Annotated in this window: 17 protein-coding genes; all 17 read right to left on the reverse strand. The window is 47.1% G+C overall.

The genetic code is table 11. The annotated features are described in order from the left end of the window. Positions 1–76: 76 nt before the first annotated feature. The 17 genes from Q7C19_RS06485 to Q7C19_RS06565 all read right to left on the reverse strand — a co-directional run bounded on the left by Q7C19_RS06485 (position 77) and on the right by Q7C19_RS06565 (position 15,757). Positions 77–1,777: a proline--tRNA ligase gene (locus Q7C19_RS06485; RefSeq protein WP_035407061.1), complete on the reverse strand. Its 1,701-nt coding sequence runs from the start codon at positions 1,775–1,777 to the stop codon at positions 77–79. A 34-nt stretch (positions 1,778–1,811) separates the two neighbouring features. Continuing rightward, complete coding sequence (rseP, locus tag Q7C19_RS06490) at positions 1,812–3,053, reverse strand: RIP metalloprotease RseP (RefSeq protein ID WP_056062204.1); 1,242 nt, start codon at positions 3,051–3,053, stop codon at positions 1,812–1,814. 14 nt (positions 3,054–3,067) lie between these two features. Beyond that, complete coding sequence (locus Q7C19_RS06495) at positions 3,068–4,222, reverse strand: 1-deoxy-D-xylulose-5-phosphate reductoisomerase (protein WP_290785144.1); 1,155 nt, start codon at positions 4,220–4,222, stop codon at positions 3,068–3,070. A gap of 14 nt (positions 4,223–4,236) precedes the next feature. Beyond that, on the reverse strand, positions 4,237–5,037 hold the full coding sequence (locus Q7C19_RS06500; RefSeq protein WP_035407053.1) for a phosphatidate cytidylyltransferase: 801 nt from the start codon (positions 5,035–5,037) through the stop codon (positions 4,237–4,239). Between the two features lie 19 nt (positions 5,038–5,056). Beyond that, positions 5,057–5,797 (reverse strand): undecaprenyl pyrophosphate synthase, encoded by a 741-nt coding sequence (locus tag Q7C19_RS06505; RefSeq protein WP_290785146.1) that lies wholly within the window; start codon positions 5,795–5,797, stop codon positions 5,057–5,059. Positions 5,798–5,876: 79 nt separating this feature from the next. Next, positions 5,877–6,434 (reverse strand): ribosome recycling factor, encoded by a 558-nt coding sequence (frr, locus tag Q7C19_RS06510; RefSeq protein ID WP_023468691.1) that lies wholly within the window; start codon positions 6,432–6,434, stop codon positions 5,877–5,879. 1 nt (position 6,435) lies between these two features. Then, complete coding sequence (pyrH, locus tag Q7C19_RS06515) at positions 6,436–7,155, reverse strand: UMP kinase (protein ID WP_029342047.1); 720 nt, start codon at positions 7,153–7,155, stop codon at positions 6,436–6,438. A 111-nt stretch (positions 7,156–7,266) separates the two neighbouring features. Continuing rightward, entirely contained in the window at positions 7,267–8,148 is an 882-nt protein-coding gene (gene tsf, locus Q7C19_RS06520; RefSeq protein WP_056062207.1) for a translation elongation factor Ts, read from the reverse strand. A gap of 82 nt (positions 8,149–8,230) precedes the next feature. Then, positions 8,231–8,965: a 30S ribosomal protein S2 gene (rpsB, locus tag Q7C19_RS06525; RefSeq protein ID WP_012370721.1), complete on the reverse strand. Its 735-nt coding sequence runs from the start codon at positions 8,963–8,965 to the stop codon at positions 8,231–8,233. Between the two features lie 129 nt (positions 8,966–9,094). Continuing rightward, a complete protein-coding gene (locus Q7C19_RS06530; protein ID WP_035407047.1) occupies positions 9,095–9,523 on the reverse strand; it encodes a hypothetical protein in 429 nt (142 codons plus the stop codon). An 11-nt stretch (positions 9,524–9,534) separates the two neighbouring features. Then, positions 9,535–10,308 carry a FliA/WhiG family RNA polymerase sigma factor gene (locus Q7C19_RS06535; protein WP_035407044.1) on the reverse strand — a complete coding sequence of 258 codons (774 nt, stop codon included), beginning with the start codon at positions 10,306–10,308 and terminating at the stop codon, positions 9,535–9,537. A 13-nt stretch (positions 10,309–10,321) separates the two neighbouring features. Then, a complete protein-coding gene (locus Q7C19_RS06540; RefSeq protein ID WP_035407042.1) occupies positions 10,322–10,804 on the reverse strand; it encodes a chemotaxis protein CheD in 483 nt (160 codons plus the stop codon). Continuing rightward, the gene (locus Q7C19_RS06545) at positions 10,797–11,405 is read right to left on the reverse strand and encodes a chemotaxis protein CheC (RefSeq protein WP_035407039.1); all 609 of its coding nucleotides are present in this window, start codon (positions 11,403–11,405) and stop codon (positions 10,797–10,799) included. Before Q7C19_RS06545 ends, Q7C19_RS06540 begins: the two co-directional genes overlap by 8 nt. Beyond that, entirely contained in the window at positions 11,398–11,826 is a 429-nt protein-coding gene (locus Q7C19_RS06550; RefSeq protein ID WP_035407036.1) for a chemotaxis protein CheW, read from the reverse strand. Before Q7C19_RS06550 ends, Q7C19_RS06545 begins: the two co-directional genes overlap by 8 nt. A gap of 11 nt (positions 11,827–11,837) precedes the next feature. After that, positions 11,838–13,841, reverse strand: coding sequence for a chemotaxis protein CheA (locus Q7C19_RS06555; protein ID WP_290774862.1), 2,004 nt, complete (start codon positions 13,839–13,841; stop codon positions 11,838–11,840). A gap of 21 nt (positions 13,842–13,862) precedes the next feature. Then, complete coding sequence (locus Q7C19_RS06560) at positions 13,863–14,717, reverse strand: MinD/ParA family protein (RefSeq protein ID WP_375091889.1); 855 nt, start codon at positions 14,715–14,717, stop codon at positions 13,863–13,865. Beyond that, a complete protein-coding gene (locus Q7C19_RS06565; RefSeq protein WP_375091890.1) occupies positions 14,714–15,757 on the reverse strand; it encodes a flagellar biosynthesis protein FlhF in 1,044 nt (347 codons plus the stop codon). The genes Q7C19_RS06560 and Q7C19_RS06565 overlap by 4 nt, the downstream gene beginning before the upstream one ends.

Below are 15,757 nucleotides of genomic sequence, written 5' to 3' on the forward strand. Positions count from 1 at the left end.
TTGCGGATTGCCCAAGGGGCGAATGGGTGTGAGACAAGAAAACAGTCACTTTATGAAAAGTGACCGTCTCCATTCTTTATTCTAAACCTTCATAGAGTGAACGAACAGCCTCAACGACTTGTTCCTGTCCAACTTCTTCTGCATCGCCACCACGACGGGCTTTTAATTCGACGATTCCTTCTGTCGCTTTTTTCCCGACGTTCAAGCGAACCGGTAGACCGATCAAATCAGCATCGGCGAACTTGACACCTGCTCGTTCTTTCCGGTCGTCAAGCAAGACGCTGAATCCTGCAGCCGTCAACTCACGGTATAGTGTCTCTCCGAGTTCGAGTTGTTCTGCATTTTTACCGTTGACGACGATTAAATGAACATCGTATGGCGCGATTGCTTTTGGCCAAATGATTCCACGCTCATCATAATGTTGTTCAACGACTGCCGACAATGTCCGCGAGACACCAATGCCGTAACAACCCATGATGAGAGGTTGTGCTTTACCGCCCTCGTCGAGGAACGTCGCTCCCATTCCTTCTGAGTAACGTGTTCCGAGTTTGAAGACTTGACCGACTTCAATCCCGCGAGCGAACTTGACTTGACCGTTACCGTCTGGTGACGCGTCACCTTCTTCTGCGAAGCGCAAGTCTGTATATTCTGCTTCGAAATCACGGCTTGGGTCGACATGGATATAATGCGTTTCCGCTTTATTTGCACCACAGACAGCGTTCGTCAAGGCACGAATCGCGTAGTCCGCGACGACCTTCATATCTGCCCCGATTGGTCCAAGTGTTCCAGGCGTTGAGTGAAGCGCTGCTTCAATCTCTTCGTCGCTCGCCATCGTGATGTCGAGTGCACCGAGATAGTTTTTCAACTTGATATCGTTGACTTCGTGATCGCCCCGGACGAGTGCCATGACAAGCCCTTGCTCCGTCTTGAAGATGACGGTCTTGATTGATTCGTTTGCTGGTAAATTCAAATGTGCGCTGACCGCTTCGATCGTCTTCGCATCTGCCGTATGCACTTCTTCAAGTGCTTCTGGTGCTTTGTCTTGCTTCGGATAGGCGTCGATCGACTCTGCCATCTCTAAGTTTGCCGCATAGTCCGACTGATCCGAATAGACGATCGTATCTTCACCGATTGCTGCTAACGCATGGAACTCATGTGTTCCACTACCACCTATCGCACCTGAGTCAGCGACGACTGGACGGAACTCAAGACCGACACGTGTGAAAATCCGCGAATACGTATCAAACATGTTTTGATACTCTTCGTCTAAGCTCTCTTGTGAAGAATGGAACGAATAAGCGTCCTTCATGATGAACTCACGACCACGTAATAAACCGAAACGTGGACGACGTTCGTCACGGTACTTCATTTGAATCTGGAAGAGATTGACCGGTAACTTTTTGTACGAGTTCAATTCATCACGAACGATCGAAGTGATCAGTTCCTCGTGTGTCGCTCCGAGCGCGAACCGGCGATCATGACGATCCGTCAAGCGCATTAATTCAGGTCCATAGATATCCCAGCGTCCTGTTTCTTCCCATAGTTCAGCTGGTTGAATCGCTGGCATCAGTAATTCTTGCGCACCCGCCGCTTCTAATTCCTCGCGGATGATCGTCTCGATGTTTGCGAGTACTCGTTTTGCGAGGGGTAGATACGAATAGATCCCAGCGGCATTTTGACGCATGAATCCTGCACGAAGCAAGAGTTGGTGACTGATGGCTTCTGCATCAGATGGTACTTCACGCAACGTTGGCATGAATAGTTTTGATTGTTTCATAATGAGTCACGAACTCCTTTGACTGAGTGATTAATTAAAAGAATTTTTGAATGTCGTTCCAAGTGACGACGAGCATGAGTAGCATCAAAAGCGCGAAACCGACGAAGTGAACCAATCCTTCTTTTTGAGGATCAACTGGTTTACCGCGTAAGGCTTCAAGGAAGAGGAACAACAATCGTCCTCCGTCAAGTGCTGGAAGTGGCAATAAGTTGAAGACTGCTAAGTTGACGGACAACAATGCTGTCCATGTCAATAGCATCGAGAACCCACTATCTGCGACCTGATCGGTCATTTTGACGATCCCGACTGGTCCTGATAATTGATCGACGCCGACGACACCCGTCACGAGATCTCCAACAGCTCCGACAATGAGCGTCGACATCCGCCATGTTTCTGAAACTCCGGTTTGGAGTGCTGTCCCGAATGATTTTTCTGTCTCATTCGTGACGCCGATGATGCCGACCTTCTGTTCTCCTTGCTGTTGTACTTTTGGCGTGATTTGTGTTGTCGTTTCTTTCCCATCACGTTCGTATTTCACTTCTGTCGCTTTACCGGCACGATCTTGGAATCCAGCACGTAAATCAGTCCATTTGGCTGTATCCTGACCGTTGACCGAGACAATCCGGTCACCTTCAACAAGTCCAGCTTGATCGGCCGGAGAACCCTTTTGAACTGTTCCGATGACGCTGTCCCCCGTTGGAGAGCCATTATATAAGGCAAGACCGAACAGGATAACGAACGCGAGGACAAAGTTCATGAACGGTCCTGCAGCGATCGCAAGGACGCGCTTCCACACGGATTTCGAACCGAATGTACGATCGTACGGTGCAATTTGTGTCCGTGTCTGACCTTCAACGAGAAATGCTGTCGGTGAAACGGGGTAGCGAACCGATGTCTCGTCTTGTAATCCAACGAGTTCGAGTTGACGCAATAAGTCAATCCGTTCGACAGTAACGACTTGGTCGACTTGTGGCTGATCCGCATCGAAATAAATCGTCTCGATGACGCCGTCCTTTAACTGTAATCCGACGGTTTGACCTGATTTGATCTCAACGAGTTCCGGTTCTTCACCCGCCATCTTGACGTAACCGCCGATTGGCAACAGACGTACCGTATACAACGTCTCATTCTTAAACACTGAAAAGATCTTCGGTCCAAATCCAATCGCGAATTCCCGACAGAGAATACCTGCCCGTTTCGCCATCACGAGATGACCCCATTCATGGACGGCGACGAGTACACCGAACATCAGCACGATTGAAATAAAGGTCGTCATTACTTATCCCATCCTTAGTTAGCGAATGTAAGAGACGATACGAACTCACGCGCCCATCGATCAGCCTCAAGGATTTGATCCAAGGAAGGCTCCTCGATAAGTTCATGAGCTTGAAGCGCCGCCTCAACGCTCGCTTCGATTTCTAAAAAGCGAATGTCTCCTTTTAAGAAGCGATCCACCGCTTGTTCGTTCGCAGCATTGAGTACTGATGGCATCGATCCGCCGGCTTGACCTGCTTCAAAAGCAAGTCGCAACAACGGATAACGCTCAAATGAAGCATCAGCAAAGTGTAGGCGTCCGATTTCCTTTAAGTTTAACCGTTCTCCCCCTTGAATTTCAAGGCGGGACGGATATGTAAGAGCGTACTGAATCGGTTCTCGCATGTCAGGCATACCAAGTTGTGCCATGACCGCACCATCGTTGAATTCGACCATCGAGTGGATGATGGATTCACGGTGAATGACGACATCGATATCTGCATAATCGACATCAAATAACCAATGTGCTTCAATGACTTCGAACCCTTTGTTCATCATTGTCGCAGAATCAATCGTGATTTTTGCTCCCATCGACCAGTTTGGATGCGCTAGTGCTTGTTCGACCGTAACATTCGCTAACTCATCCCGCGTTTGGTCGCGGAAGCTACCACCTGAAGCCGTCAAGATGATTTGACGCACATCTTCACGACTTTCCCCGTTTAAGCATTGGAAAATCGCCGCATGTTCACTGTCAACTGGTAAGATCGTCACGTTTTTCTCACGTGCCAACTTCATGACAAGATGACCTGCCGTGACGAGTGTCTCCTTATTCGCAAGACCAATCGTCTTACCCGCCTCGATTGCAGCAAGCGTTGGACGTAAGCCAACAGCTCCTACGACCGCTGTAATGACCGTATCGACTTCGGGATGCGTCACGACATCAAGCAATTTTTCTTCACCGACAACGATCGTTGGCTGATAAGTCAAGTGTTGCTCGAGTTCTTGACGTGTCGTCTCATCTTGGACGCCGACAAGCATCGGTTGCAGACGGTTCAACCACGGTATGGCGACCGTCGTGTTTCGACCAAATGCAAAACTCGTCAATTCAAAAAGGTCTGGATTAGCCGCAATGACATCGAGCGTCTGCGTACCAATCGATCCTGTACCACCGATGATACTGATTTTCTTCATAATGAAGTGCCTCCTCAAGCAAAGATATCAAGTACGACGAGGACCGTAAAGACGATCATCATGCTGTCGAACCGATCTAGAATACCACCATGACCCGGTAGTAACGTTCCAGAATCTTTCACACCATAATGGCGTTTGTAAGCAGACTGGACCAAGTCACCAAGTTGCCCAACGACGGCAACGATGATGGCAAGGACAATGACTTTCCCAAAACCGACTGTCGGTTCGATACCTTCAAATACGACACCGAGTAAGATGGCAAGCAGTACGCCACCGACTGCCCCTTCGATCGTTTTGTTGGGACTGATCGACGGCCACAGTTTATTCTTACCGAATCGTTTCCCGACGAAGTAAGCGCCTGAATCCGTGAACCAGATCAAGAGGATAATCAACAGTGACCACGTTAATCCGTGTTCGAGTAAGCGGATATAGGCGAATGATGCAAAACCGACACCGACATACACGGCCGTCAGCAGTAAAAACGCAACATCATCGAACGTAAAGACATTTTTTGAGAATACGTTCCAGAAGAGACCGATCAATAAAATGATCATTGCCCAAGCGATTGGCGAAAGTCCGATCGGAAGCGTCTGATCGACTGCTTCTTCATAAATACCAACGAAAGGCAATAACGTCCCAATACCAAACAGAATCCGAGGAACGCGTGAGCCGCTCCATTGTCGCATCCGAACGAGCTCGGTATATCCGAGAAGCGTTAAGATTGCCATAAATGCTAAAAAGGGAAGTCCGCCGAGATACAGAAGTGCCAAAAAGATAGCACCAGCCCATATCCCTGTGATGATTCGAGTTTTCATAAGCTAGTTCCTCATTTAATCAGACGCCACCGAATCGGCGTGTCCGTTGATTGTAATCTTCAATTGCTGCTAAGAAAGCATTTCGGCGAAATTCTGGCCACAAGACGTCTGTGAAATAAAACTCCGCATATGCCGCTTGCCAAAGTAAAAAGTTCGATAACCGTTGTTCCCCACTCGTTCGAATGACGAAATCGACGTCGGTTACGGATCCTGTCATCAACTCGCGTTCAATCGTCTCCGGTGTAATCGCATCCGGTGACAGTGTTCCTGCCTGAACCTGTTCGCCCAGTTTTTGCATGACTTGAACGAGTTCATCGCGTCCTCCATAATTCAGAGCGAAAATCAGACGAAGTCCTGTATTATGTTGCGTATCCAGTTTCGCTTGTTCCACTGCCTCACGTGTGAAATGAGGGAGGCGTGATACTTCTCCTGCTACCTCGACTTTAACATTTTGCGCGTCTAACTCTTTTAAATCCGACTCTAAGAATTGCGCCGGCAGCTTCATGAGAAAACTCACTTCTTCTTCCGGACGCGTCCAATTCTCCGTCGAGAAAGCATATAATGTCAGACTCTTAATGCCGAGTTCATTTGCAACCCGAACGACTTCACGAATCGATTTCATACCTTCGCGATGTCCCATGATACGCGGAAGTCCGCGTTTTTGTGCCCATCTACCGTTTCCGTCCATGATGATAGCGACATGCTCTGGTACCCGATCATAGGTCTCGGTTTCTTTCGTCTGATTCAACCATTGAAACATCCGCACTTCCTCCTCTCTCAATTATGAAGAAAGGGACTCTTCGTGTGACAAAGAGTCCCCCCCATGACGATCCGTCGCGTCATACTTCCATGATTTCTTGTTCTTTTTCCGTTGCCGTCTGATCAAGTTGTTTAACGAACTTGTCTGTCAACGTCTGAACATCTTCTGTGTATCCACGCAGATCATCTTCTGTCAATGCACCATCTTTTTCTTGTTTCTTTAACTGCTCGTTCGTATCACGACGAATATTACGGAGGGCAACTTTACCTTCTTCCGTATACTTCTTGACGAGTTTGACGAGTTCCTTCCGGCGCTCTTCCGTTAATGGTGGAATCGCAAGACGGATGACCGTACCATCAGACGACGGCGCAAGACCAAGATCAGCACGTTGAATCGCTTTTTCGATTTCGCTGACCATTGATTTATCCCAAGGAGTGATCAAGATCAGACGTGCTTCTGGTGTGTTGACGTTCGCTACTTGATTGAGCGGTGTCGGTGAACCGTAGTATTCGACTTGAACGGGATCCAAAATCGCAACGTTTGCACGACCTGCGCGGAGCGTCGCAAGTTCTTTCTTAAGTGAAAGATGTGCTTTCTCCATCCGTTCTTCGGCTTGTTTTAAGATTTCTTTTGACATATTATTTCCCCCTTACGATTGTCCCGATTTCGTCACCGATGACGACACGTTTGATGTTACCTTCTTCCATCAACGAGAAGACGATGAGCGGGATGTCATTGTCCATACAAAGTGAAGTTGCTGTAGAATCCATAACTTGAAGTCCATCTTTTAAGACGTCCAAGTAAGAGAGCGTCTCGAATTTCTTCGCTTCTGGATCAACATTCGGGTCAGCTGAGTACACACCATCGACGTTGTTTTTCGCCATTAAGATGACCTCTGCTTCGATTTCAGCTGCACGAAGAGCAGCTGTCGTATCTGTCGAGAAGTACGGGTTCCCTGTACCTGCTGCAAAGATGACGACGCGTCCTTTTTCAAGGTGACGCATCGCACGGCGGCGGATGTACGGTTCTGCTACTTGGCGCATCTCGATAGATGTTTGGACGCGTGTCTCGACACCTACATCTTCCAAGCTGTCTTGAAGCGCAAGCGAGTTCATGACTGTCGCTAACATCCCCATATAATCGGCGTTGGCCCGGTCCATCCCAAGTTCTGCACCTGTTTTGCCACGCCAAATGTTTCCAGCTCCGACGACGACCGCTACTTCAACGTTCAGTTCAACTAATTCGCGAATCTGTTCCGAGATAGATTTGACGATGACAGGATTGATTCCAAACCCTTGATCTCCTGCGAGCGCTTCTCCGCTCAATTTTAACACAATCCGGTTATATTTCGGTTGCATGACTATGTCCCCCTTGCTAAATTCCGTAAAAAAGGAACACGAACCACTTCCACACGAAAGTGGATTGAAGCATACGTGTTCCTTCTCTTGTCATCAGGATGATCCCGATTCTTATTTTTTAAGTTGGTTCATAACTTCTTCAGCGAAGTTCTCTTCGCGTTTTTCCATACCTTCTCCAACTTCGAAGCGTACGAATGACACGACTTTACCGCCTTTAGACTCTACATATTTACCAACTTTGAAGTCTGGATCTTTGACGAACGTTTGATCGACAAGGCAGATTTCCTCGAAGAACTTGTTCATACGACCAACGATCATTTTTTCAACGATGTTAGCTGGTTTTCCTTCGTTCAATGCTTGCTCAGTGAGGACTTTTTCTTCACGTGCTTTTTCTTCTTCTGTGACAGAAGTACGGTCAACGTAAAGTGGACGTGCTGCTGCGATGTGCATTGCAACGTCTTTTGCAACTGTTTCGTCTGTCGTACCTTCGATGACGACAACTGAACCGATGCGTCCACCCATGTGGAGGTAAGAACCGAAGACTGCATCATCTGCTTTTGTGAAGAGCGCTACACGACGGAGTGAGATTTTCTCTCCGATTGTTGAAGCTTCTTCTGAGATGTATGTGTCGATTGTTTTACCTGCTTCATATTCAGAAGCAAGAGCCGCTTCAGCTGTTTCTGAACCGTTACGGAGAACAGCGTTTGCGATGTTTTGAACGAGCGTTTGGAAACGTTCGTTTTTTGCAACGAAGTCTGTTTCTGAGTTGATTTCGACGAGTGCCGCTTTGTTGCCATCAACTGCAACTGCAGTCAATCCTTCAGCTGCGATACGATCGCCTTTTGCTGCTGCTTTAGCGATTCCTTTTTCACGCAAGAAATCTACTGCTGCATTCATATCACCGTCAGTTTCAACGAGTGCTTTTTTGCAGTCGAGCATACCTGCACCTGTTTTTTCACGAAGTTCTTTAACCATTGCTGCTGTAATAGCCATTCGATATTCCTCCTTATAACATCCTTAGTTTCAAAAAAAAGGTGATAAAAGGTCGATTCCCTTTATCACCTGGCATCACGAATTACTCAGCGTCTGCTACTACTTCTTCAGTAGTTTCAGGTGCTACGTTATCTTCGCCTTGTTTAACTTCGAGGATTGCGTCAGCCATTTTACCAGTGAGCAATTTGACTGCACGGATCGCATCGTCGTTCGCTGGGATGACGTAGTCGATTTCGTCTGGATCACAGTTAGTATCAACAATCGCAACGATTGGGATGTTGAGTTTGTGTGCTTCTGCAATCGCGATACGCTCTTTGCGTGGGTCAACGATGAAGAGTGCATCCGGAACGCCTGGCATATCTTTGATACCGCCGAGGAATTTCTCAAGACGAGTCATTTCTTTTTTAAGAATGATGACTTCTTTTTTAGGAAGAACTTCGAATGTACCGTTCTCTTCCATTTTTTCGAGTTGTTTCAAACGGTTGATACGTTTTTTGATTGTAGAGAAGTTCGTGAGAGTTCCACCTAACCAACGTTCGTTGATGAAGTATTGACCTGCACGGATCGCTTCTTCTTTCACAGTGTCTTGAGCTTGTTTTTTCGTACCAACGAAAAGAACGTTTCCGCCTTCAGACGCTACTTCACGGATGAAGTTATATGCTTCGTCTACTTTTTTGACCGTTTTTTGAAGGTCGATGATGTAGATTCCGTTCCGTTCTGTGAAGATGTATTTTGCCATTTTTGGGTTCCAACGGCGTGTTTGGTGACCAAAGTGTACACCAGCTTCTAACAATTGTTTCATCGAGATTACTGCCATGATGAATTCCTCCTTTTGGGTTTTGGATGTCCTCCGCGATGATCGTCTGTCCAGCTAACCTATTAAAGGCACCGCAGCTGGCGATACATGCGTGCGTAATTAACACCGTAGACTAATATAGCATAAAGATTACCGAGGGGCAACCTTCGTTTGATGAGAAAGTTTAGCAATCAAAGCCACCTCGCCGGTCCCCCGATTCAAAGATCGTGCAAGCGTCTCAAGATCTGCTCCTTCTCGTAGCGCCTGCTTGATATCCGTTAACGATGGTTCCTTTGAAACGGACCGTTCGACTTCGACGGTTTCTGGCTTCTCATTTGTAGCAACCTGCACTATTTGTAAAGACGCATCCGGTACTTGATCAACGGGTTCGGTTGTCTCATATATAGATGTATCCGTCATGGCGTTGACGTGCTCCATGAAATGTAATAACACTTGTTCCGTCTCGTTTTTTTCGCGTTCTAAATGTGTGATCCGGTCTTTGAGCGCCGCCTGCTGACGAAATAAAACTAGCAGGGCATAACAGACGAGTGCAGCTAATAAGATATAAACGACAGTCATAATTCTCCCTTTCACATGGCGACACGATCTGCTAAATAGGCACTTCCGAGCGCATTTTTCAACTTACGAAGCGCTTTGGAATGGATTTGCGAAATACGGGAAGTCGAGAGTCCGAGAACTTCACCAATTTCAGTAAGCGTCAATTCCTCATAGTAGAACAAAGAAACGACAAGTTGTTCTTTTTCTGATAACCCTTCGACTTCCTCTGCCAGTTTAGCAATCAACTCACGCATTAACAACATATCTTCTGGTGTAGCGGTATCCGGATCAAGATAGGAGACGGTCATCGCTTTTCCCTCATCTTGTAACGTGACTGCTTCATCGATCGATAATACATTCGCGAAATAACTTTCTGCTAACGCACCCTTGACCTCGTCTGGTGTCATATTGACGATAGAAGAGACTTCTTCTATCGTCGGCGTCCGTTGCAAGGATTGTTCTAGGATCTCGACAGCTGCCTCGACCCGCTTTGCTTTTTCGCGTAAGGAACGTGGTAACCAATCGATTTTACGAAGCCCATCTAAAATAGCTCCTCGAATCCGAAAGGCGGCATACGTGTCGAATTTATTATTATGATTTTGATCGAATTTTTGAAGCGCATCGTACAATCCCATCATCCCTAAACTTTTCAACTCGTCTCGATCGACACTTTTAGGCAATGTCGCACTTAAACGCTGAACGTGGTATTGAACAAGTGGTTCATAATTGTGAAGTAACAGGTCTGCCACCGCAATATCGCGTGTGGTCAGCCATCGATCCCAAAGTTGTTGTAATTCCTCACGCATGACCATTCCTCCTCTAGATTTCCAGCGTCCCGACATTCACCGTCCGGATGACGAGACGCCCTGATTGTGAGTGGAACTCGATCGTTCGTCCATTCGTGCCGCCAACATCTTCAGCAACGAGTGGAATTTTGACTTGTTGAAGCATTGCTTTGACCGCAGCGATGTTTCGCTCACCGATCCGCATTGATTCATGTTCATATTTAAATTGAAACATCTGAGCCCCACCAGCAATCTTCGCACGTAATCGGATGGCACCACTTGCTCGAAGTTGGCGGGCTACTTCTAGAATTGCCGTATCGGCAAACTTCCCGACTTCAAGCTCCCGATTCCGACTGATAGCTGAATCAGGTAACATGACATGCGCCATACTCGATAACCCTTGTTCCAGGTCGTAGATGACAACGCCTACACACGATCCAAGACCTGCCGTTCGTAAAATGACGGGGTGCTTACTGATGGCGTACTCCGCAATGCCAATCCGTACGATTTCATCCATTCATGTCCACACCCAATCGTTCAAAGACCGTCTGAAAGGCGTTAGCTTCAGGCAACAAAAGTAAATGTCCGGTCAAATCGTTTCCTGCACTAGACAAGTGCGTGTCAATATAGACAGCCATATTTCCAGGAGTCGTTGATTCAAGTAAGGCTACTTCAAGTAACGCACCTACCATATCAAACGCCGATGCAGGAACACTGACATGTAACGATAAGTTAAGCCAATCGGAGATAGCCCGAGCATACGCTCCTATTAAAATATTCCCAATTTCTTCCCATGCGGAAACCCCCATTTCGTGGGACTCGGAAAAAAAGTGGAATTCCGTCTGCATCAATTGACTCACAAGTTTTTCTGCATCGCGTAGTGGCATCAAAAAGAGTAACGTGGCTTGAATGTCTCCAGAAAAACGTAATAATGCACCAGCAGTATACGTCTCAGCTCCTCCACTTCGCTCGACGATCGTCGTGAAATCCTCCAGCTCAGCGGAAGGGACTTCGATCTCAATCGGCTGTCCGAGTAAAGTAGAAAGTGCCGTTGCCGCGTGACCGGCTCCAATGTTGCCGACTTCTCTTAAGATGTCACGTTCGTTTGGGTTAAGCATGAACGATGTCCTCAAATAAGCGATTCGGTTCAATCAACGAGAACAATTGCTGATCGCCTTTGGCGACTGCAGTCAAATATGAGGCATCCTCCTGCTTTTGTTCACTGAGCGGTTCAATGCGAACATCCGTTGATTCGACGACTTCGTTTGCCCGGTCGACGATGAATCCAGCATCTCCATGCTCTAAAGTGGCGATGATGATGCGTGTCTCTTCTGTCTCTTTCGCTAACTCGAATCCAAGACGAGCACGCAAATCAATCACGGGCGTAACGACACCGCGTAAATTGATGACTCCTTTGACATAAGATGCAGCGTTCGGAATCCGCGTGATCGGGATGAGCCGTTCGATTGAACGAACAGACTGTACATCAATACCGTATGCATTATCTTCTAATTGAAAAACAACCCATTTTTGTTCCATCTTCGTTCCCCTCACTTCCGTAATAGTGCATTGCTGTCAATGATCAACGCGACTTGCCCGTCTCCAAGAATCGTCGCACCAGAAATGGCACGGATTCCTTCAAGATAACTGCCAAGTGGTTTCATGACGATCTCTTGTTGACCAATCAATTCAGATACAATCAAACCAGCTAATTTTTCACCACTCCGGACGACGACGACCGAATAGGCTTCTGCCTCATGTTGCGGCAACCCATAAACCTCATTTAACGAAATAAGCGGAACCAACTGCCCACGGAAATCAAATACTTTTTCCCGGTGTGCTTGTAGAATGGCTGATTTACGTAAAGAGGTTGTTTCGATGATGGCAGTCAATGGAATCGCATACGTCTCTTGTCCGAGTTCTACGAGCATGGCTGAGATGATCGATAGCGTCAGTGGTAAACTGATTCGGAAAATCGTTCCTTCTCCTCGACGTGTCTCGACGAACACTTCTCCGCCCAGAGACTCGATCTTCGATTTGACGACATCGAGACCAACACCACGACCAGACAAGTCGGTGACTTCTTCTGCCGTTGAGAAACCAGGTGCAAATAACAGCATCGAAGCCTCTTCCATCGTTAATTGCATTGCTTCTTCTTCCGTGATCAATCCTTTTTCAATCGCGATCCGTGTGACACGTTCGTGATTGATACCGGCTCCATCATCTTCAATCTCGATGAAGACCCGGTTTCCTGAGTGATAAGCACGTAGCGAAAGATTTCCTTCGACCGGCTTATTTGCTAAAATACGTTCTGCCTTGTTCTCAATCCCATGATCAATGGCATTTCGGATCAAGTGGACGAGTGGATCACCGATCTCATCGATAACTGTACGGTCAAGTTCCGTCTCGGCACCCGTAATGTGTAATTTGATATGTTTTCCGACATCTTTCGAAACGGAACGCACCATTCGTGGGAATCGGTTGAACACTTGTTCGATCGGCATCATCCGTAACGTTAGGACGAGCGATTGCAATTCATTCGTACCTCGTTTGATCCGTTCGACCGTATCTGTCAATTCAGGTGAGCTGACTTCTGCTGCAATACGCTCCAAACGTCCGCGATCGATGATGAACTCTTCGAACAGGTTCATCAAACGATCGATTCGCTCGAGGTTAACACGAATCGTTTTCGAAGCGACAGGCGCAGATATGTCTATTTGGTCGGATGATTCCGGTGAAGCTACTGATGCAGAGACAGATGTCGGCACAGGAACTTCCTGCGGCAGTGTGGACGTCGCCACCTCCGCTTCAGGTGTTGTCTCGAATGTGTCGATCGTTACTGTCGCAACTTCGGATACAGAAGCAATCGCTTCTTGAATCGTCACCTGATCTTGTTGCGTCACGAACAATACTGAGAACGTCGTCTCAAAATGCTCCTGCTCCAGTTCATCAGATGTCGGGTTCGATAAGATGACATCTCCGAGTTGTTGTAAACGATCAAACACCATATAAACGCGTGCCGCTTTTAAGATGACGTCCGCCGAGAGTTCGACGTGGACGATATACGCTTGATAACCGGATGCAATCGATTGTTTGACGACTGCCTCCGAGTAAACGTCGCACTCAAAGGTTTGTGAAGCAACTATAGGTGTAACTGGAACGATTTCTTCTTGCTCGGGACGAATGAACTGCTGTAAACGTCTCACTGTTTCAGTGACGTCAAGCTTTCCTTTCCCACCTCGACTGATGTCTTCTACCATCGTCTCTAGTTGCTCGGCGGCTACGAAGAGAACATCGATCAGTTCAGCAGTAGCAGGTTGTTTTTTCGATCTGACTAAATCAAGGGCACTCTCCATCTCGTGCGTTAAATCAGCGATTGCGTCGTATCCCATCGTTCCTGCCATTCCTTTTAACGTATGGGCAGAACGGAAAATTTGATCGATGACCGCCTCGTCGTCTCGCCGCTCCTCAAAAACTAATAAGCTTGTATTGATTGCTTGTAAATGCTCCATCGACTCATCGAGGAACAACCCTACATATTCATTTAAGTCCATGACTGATACCCTCCTTTAATCTTAACGGACATGATCTTTTCTTTTTTTCAGACGATGTAACAATCGATCTAAAAACTTCCGTTCCTTGACTTGTACACCTGTTAACGATGTCGTGATGTGATCGAGCCGCCAACTGACGTCGCTCGTTCGATCCATTAAATAAAATGGCATCTGTGCCTTGACTGCTTTAACGACTGTCGGATCTTCTGGTAAAAAACCGGTAAAGCGAAGAGGTTTTTGCAAGAACTGTTGGCTGACAAGTGCTAATCGATCAAATGTTTCAAGCGCTTCCCCACCATTCGTCGCCCGATTGACAACAACGGAAATCGGAAGATCCGTCGCATGATGGTGTGCCAGTTTGACAAACGCATATCCGTCCATGATCGAAGTCGGCTCTGGCGTGACAATCAACCATGCTTCGTCTGCACTACTGATGAAATCAAATGTCTGATGATTCGCACCGGCTCCTAAATCGAGTAACACATAGTCATATTCATAGAAAAATTGGAACTCCCGTAGAAGGAACATCACTTCTTCCTTCGTCAGATTCGTCAATTCTGCAAAACCACTTCCGCCATGAATGAAATGAAGAGACGGAGACTGTTCCACGATTGCGTGCTGGAGTGATTCTCGTCGTTTGACGCATTCCATTAAAGATGACTTCGACGATTTACCGAATAGAATCCCGATGTTCGCCATTCCAATATCAAGATCAATCAAAAGCACTCGTTTTTCTTGCAACGATAATGCCACGCCAAGATTCACCGCGACATTCGTTTTACCGACGCCACCTTTTCCACTCACGATGGCAATCGTCTTCGTTTCCTTGACGGTCACTTTAGATCGTAAGACACGTGCTTGATCTTCTCGCATCATCTCATCCCTCTCTCGACAATCATTCGGGATAACTCATCCGCCGTAGCGAACGTGATGTCTTCCGGCACTTCTTGCCCCGTCGTCACACAATAGATCGGCAACTTCGTCTCGGTCGCGAGTCCGAATATCGACCAGAGTTCACTTGTTTCATCTGCTTTCGAAAAGACGATTCCGGATAAGGGAATCTTGCCGAAACGGTCGTGGATTTGTAATAAATCTCGGTATTTCGAGGTCAAACTAAGAACCAAAAATACATCCGTATCCGCAAAATCATGCCGACTTCGTAACTGCTCCACATACGCTTCGTCTAAGAAATTTCGCCCCGCTGTATCGACAAGTACGATGTCACACGATGCTAACGCCTGCTTGGCTCGTTCGAAATCATCCAAGTCATATGCGACATGAATCGGAATGCCTAATATGTCTGCATATGTTTTTAATTGTTCAATCGCTGAGATCCGGTATGTATCGGTCGTGATGAGTCCAACTCGTTGATTTTTAATGAGAGCATGGTGAGCAGCAAGCTTAGCGATGGTCGTTGTCTTTCCGACACCAGTCGGTCCTGTCAACATGACATACCGTGTAGTCGACGGTGTCACGCGTAATGACGCGTTCACTTCTTCCGTCAAGAGATCCGTTAACTCCGTTTGTTGTGTTTGATAATACGCAGTCAATAACCGTTCGTGTAATCGTTCAGATACCTGCTGTAACGCTGGTTCAGCCAGTAACGGCGCATAATGTCGCAATTCTTTTGGCAATGGTCGCTCGCCGACCGTAACAATCGTCGGACGCACTGGTACTGGTTGGATAATTTCCACAACCTCCTGTCGACTCGTTGCTTGCTTCGAGACGACAGGTTCGCTTGAGACATGTTCATCCACCGATGCAACCAATTCCACTTTTTTCTTCGCAAATAAACCAAAGAATCCGCCCACTTTGATGTGGCGAGTATTTAATATAATGGCATCGTTCCCGAGTTCGCGTTTGATCCGTTCCATGGCCTCGCTAACAGAATCCGCCGTGACTTTTTTGACTATCAT

The sequence above is a fragment of the Exiguobacterium sp. PHA03 genome (assembly GCF_041945985.1).
Classification (GTDB): domain Bacteria; phylum Bacillota; class Bacilli; order Exiguobacteriales; family Exiguobacteriaceae; genus Exiguobacterium_A.

Bases quoted from the DNA above. Each gene is read 5' to 3' on its own strand.
- Q7C19_RS06485 (WP_035407061.1), bottom strand. From the start codon at position 1,777: ATGAAACAATCAAAACTATTCATGCCAACGTTGCGTGAAGTACCATCT.
- rseP (WP_056062204.1), bottom strand. From the start codon at position 3,053: ATGACGACCTTTATTTCAATCGTGCTGATGTTCGGTGTACTCGTCGCC.
- Q7C19_RS06495 (WP_290785144.1), bottom strand. From the start codon at position 4,222: ATGAAGAAAATCAGTATCATCGGTGGTACAGGATCGATTGGTACGCAG.
- Q7C19_RS06500 (WP_035407053.1), bottom strand. From the start codon at position 5,037: ATGAAAACTCGAATCATCACAGGGATATGGGCTGGTGCTATCTTTTTG.
- Q7C19_RS06505 (WP_290785146.1), bottom strand. From the start codon at position 5,797: ATGTTTCAATGGTTGAATCAGACGAAAGAAACCGAGACCTATGATCGG.
- frr (WP_023468691.1), bottom strand. From the start codon at position 6,434: ATGTCAAAAGAAATCTTAAAACAAGCCGAAGAACGGATGGAGAAAGCA.
- pyrH (WP_029342047.1), bottom strand. From the start codon at position 7,155: ATGCAACCGAAATATAACCGGATTGTGTTAAAATTGAGCGGAGAAGCG.
- tsf (WP_056062207.1), bottom strand. From the start codon at position 8,148: ATGGCTATTACAGCAGCAATGGTTAAAGAACTTCGTGAAAAAACAGGT.
- rpsB (WP_012370721.1), bottom strand. From the start codon at position 8,965: ATGGCAGTAATCTCGATGAAACAATTGTTAGAAGCTGGTGTACACTTT.
- Q7C19_RS06530 (WP_035407047.1), bottom strand. From the start codon at position 9,523: ATGACTGTCGTTTATATCTTATTAGCTGCACTCGTCTGTTATGCCCTG.
- Q7C19_RS06535 (WP_035407044.1), bottom strand. From the start codon at position 10,308: ATGCGTGAGGAATTACAACAACTTTGGGATCGATGGCTGACCACACGC.
- Q7C19_RS06540 (WP_035407042.1), bottom strand. From the start codon at position 10,804: ATGGATGAAATCGTACGGATTGGCATTGCGGAGTACGCCATCAGTAAG.
- Q7C19_RS06545 (WP_035407039.1), bottom strand. From the start codon at position 11,405: ATGCTTAACCCAAACGAACGTGACATCTTAAGAGAAGTCGGCAACATT.
- Q7C19_RS06550 (WP_035407036.1), bottom strand. From the start codon at position 11,826: ATGGAACAAAAATGGGTTGTTTTTCAATTAGAAGATAATGCATACGGT.
- Q7C19_RS06555 (WP_290774862.1), bottom strand. From the start codon at position 13,841: ATGGACTTAAATGAATATGTAGGGTTGTTCCTCGATGAGTCGATGGAG.
- Q7C19_RS06560 (WP_375091889.1), bottom strand. From the start codon at position 14,717: ATGATGCGAGAAGATCAAGCACGTGTCTTACGATCTAAAGTGACCGTC.
- Q7C19_RS06565 (WP_375091890.1), bottom strand. From the start codon at position 15,757: ATGATAGTCAAAAAAGTCACGGCGGATTCTGTTAGCGAGGCCATGGAA.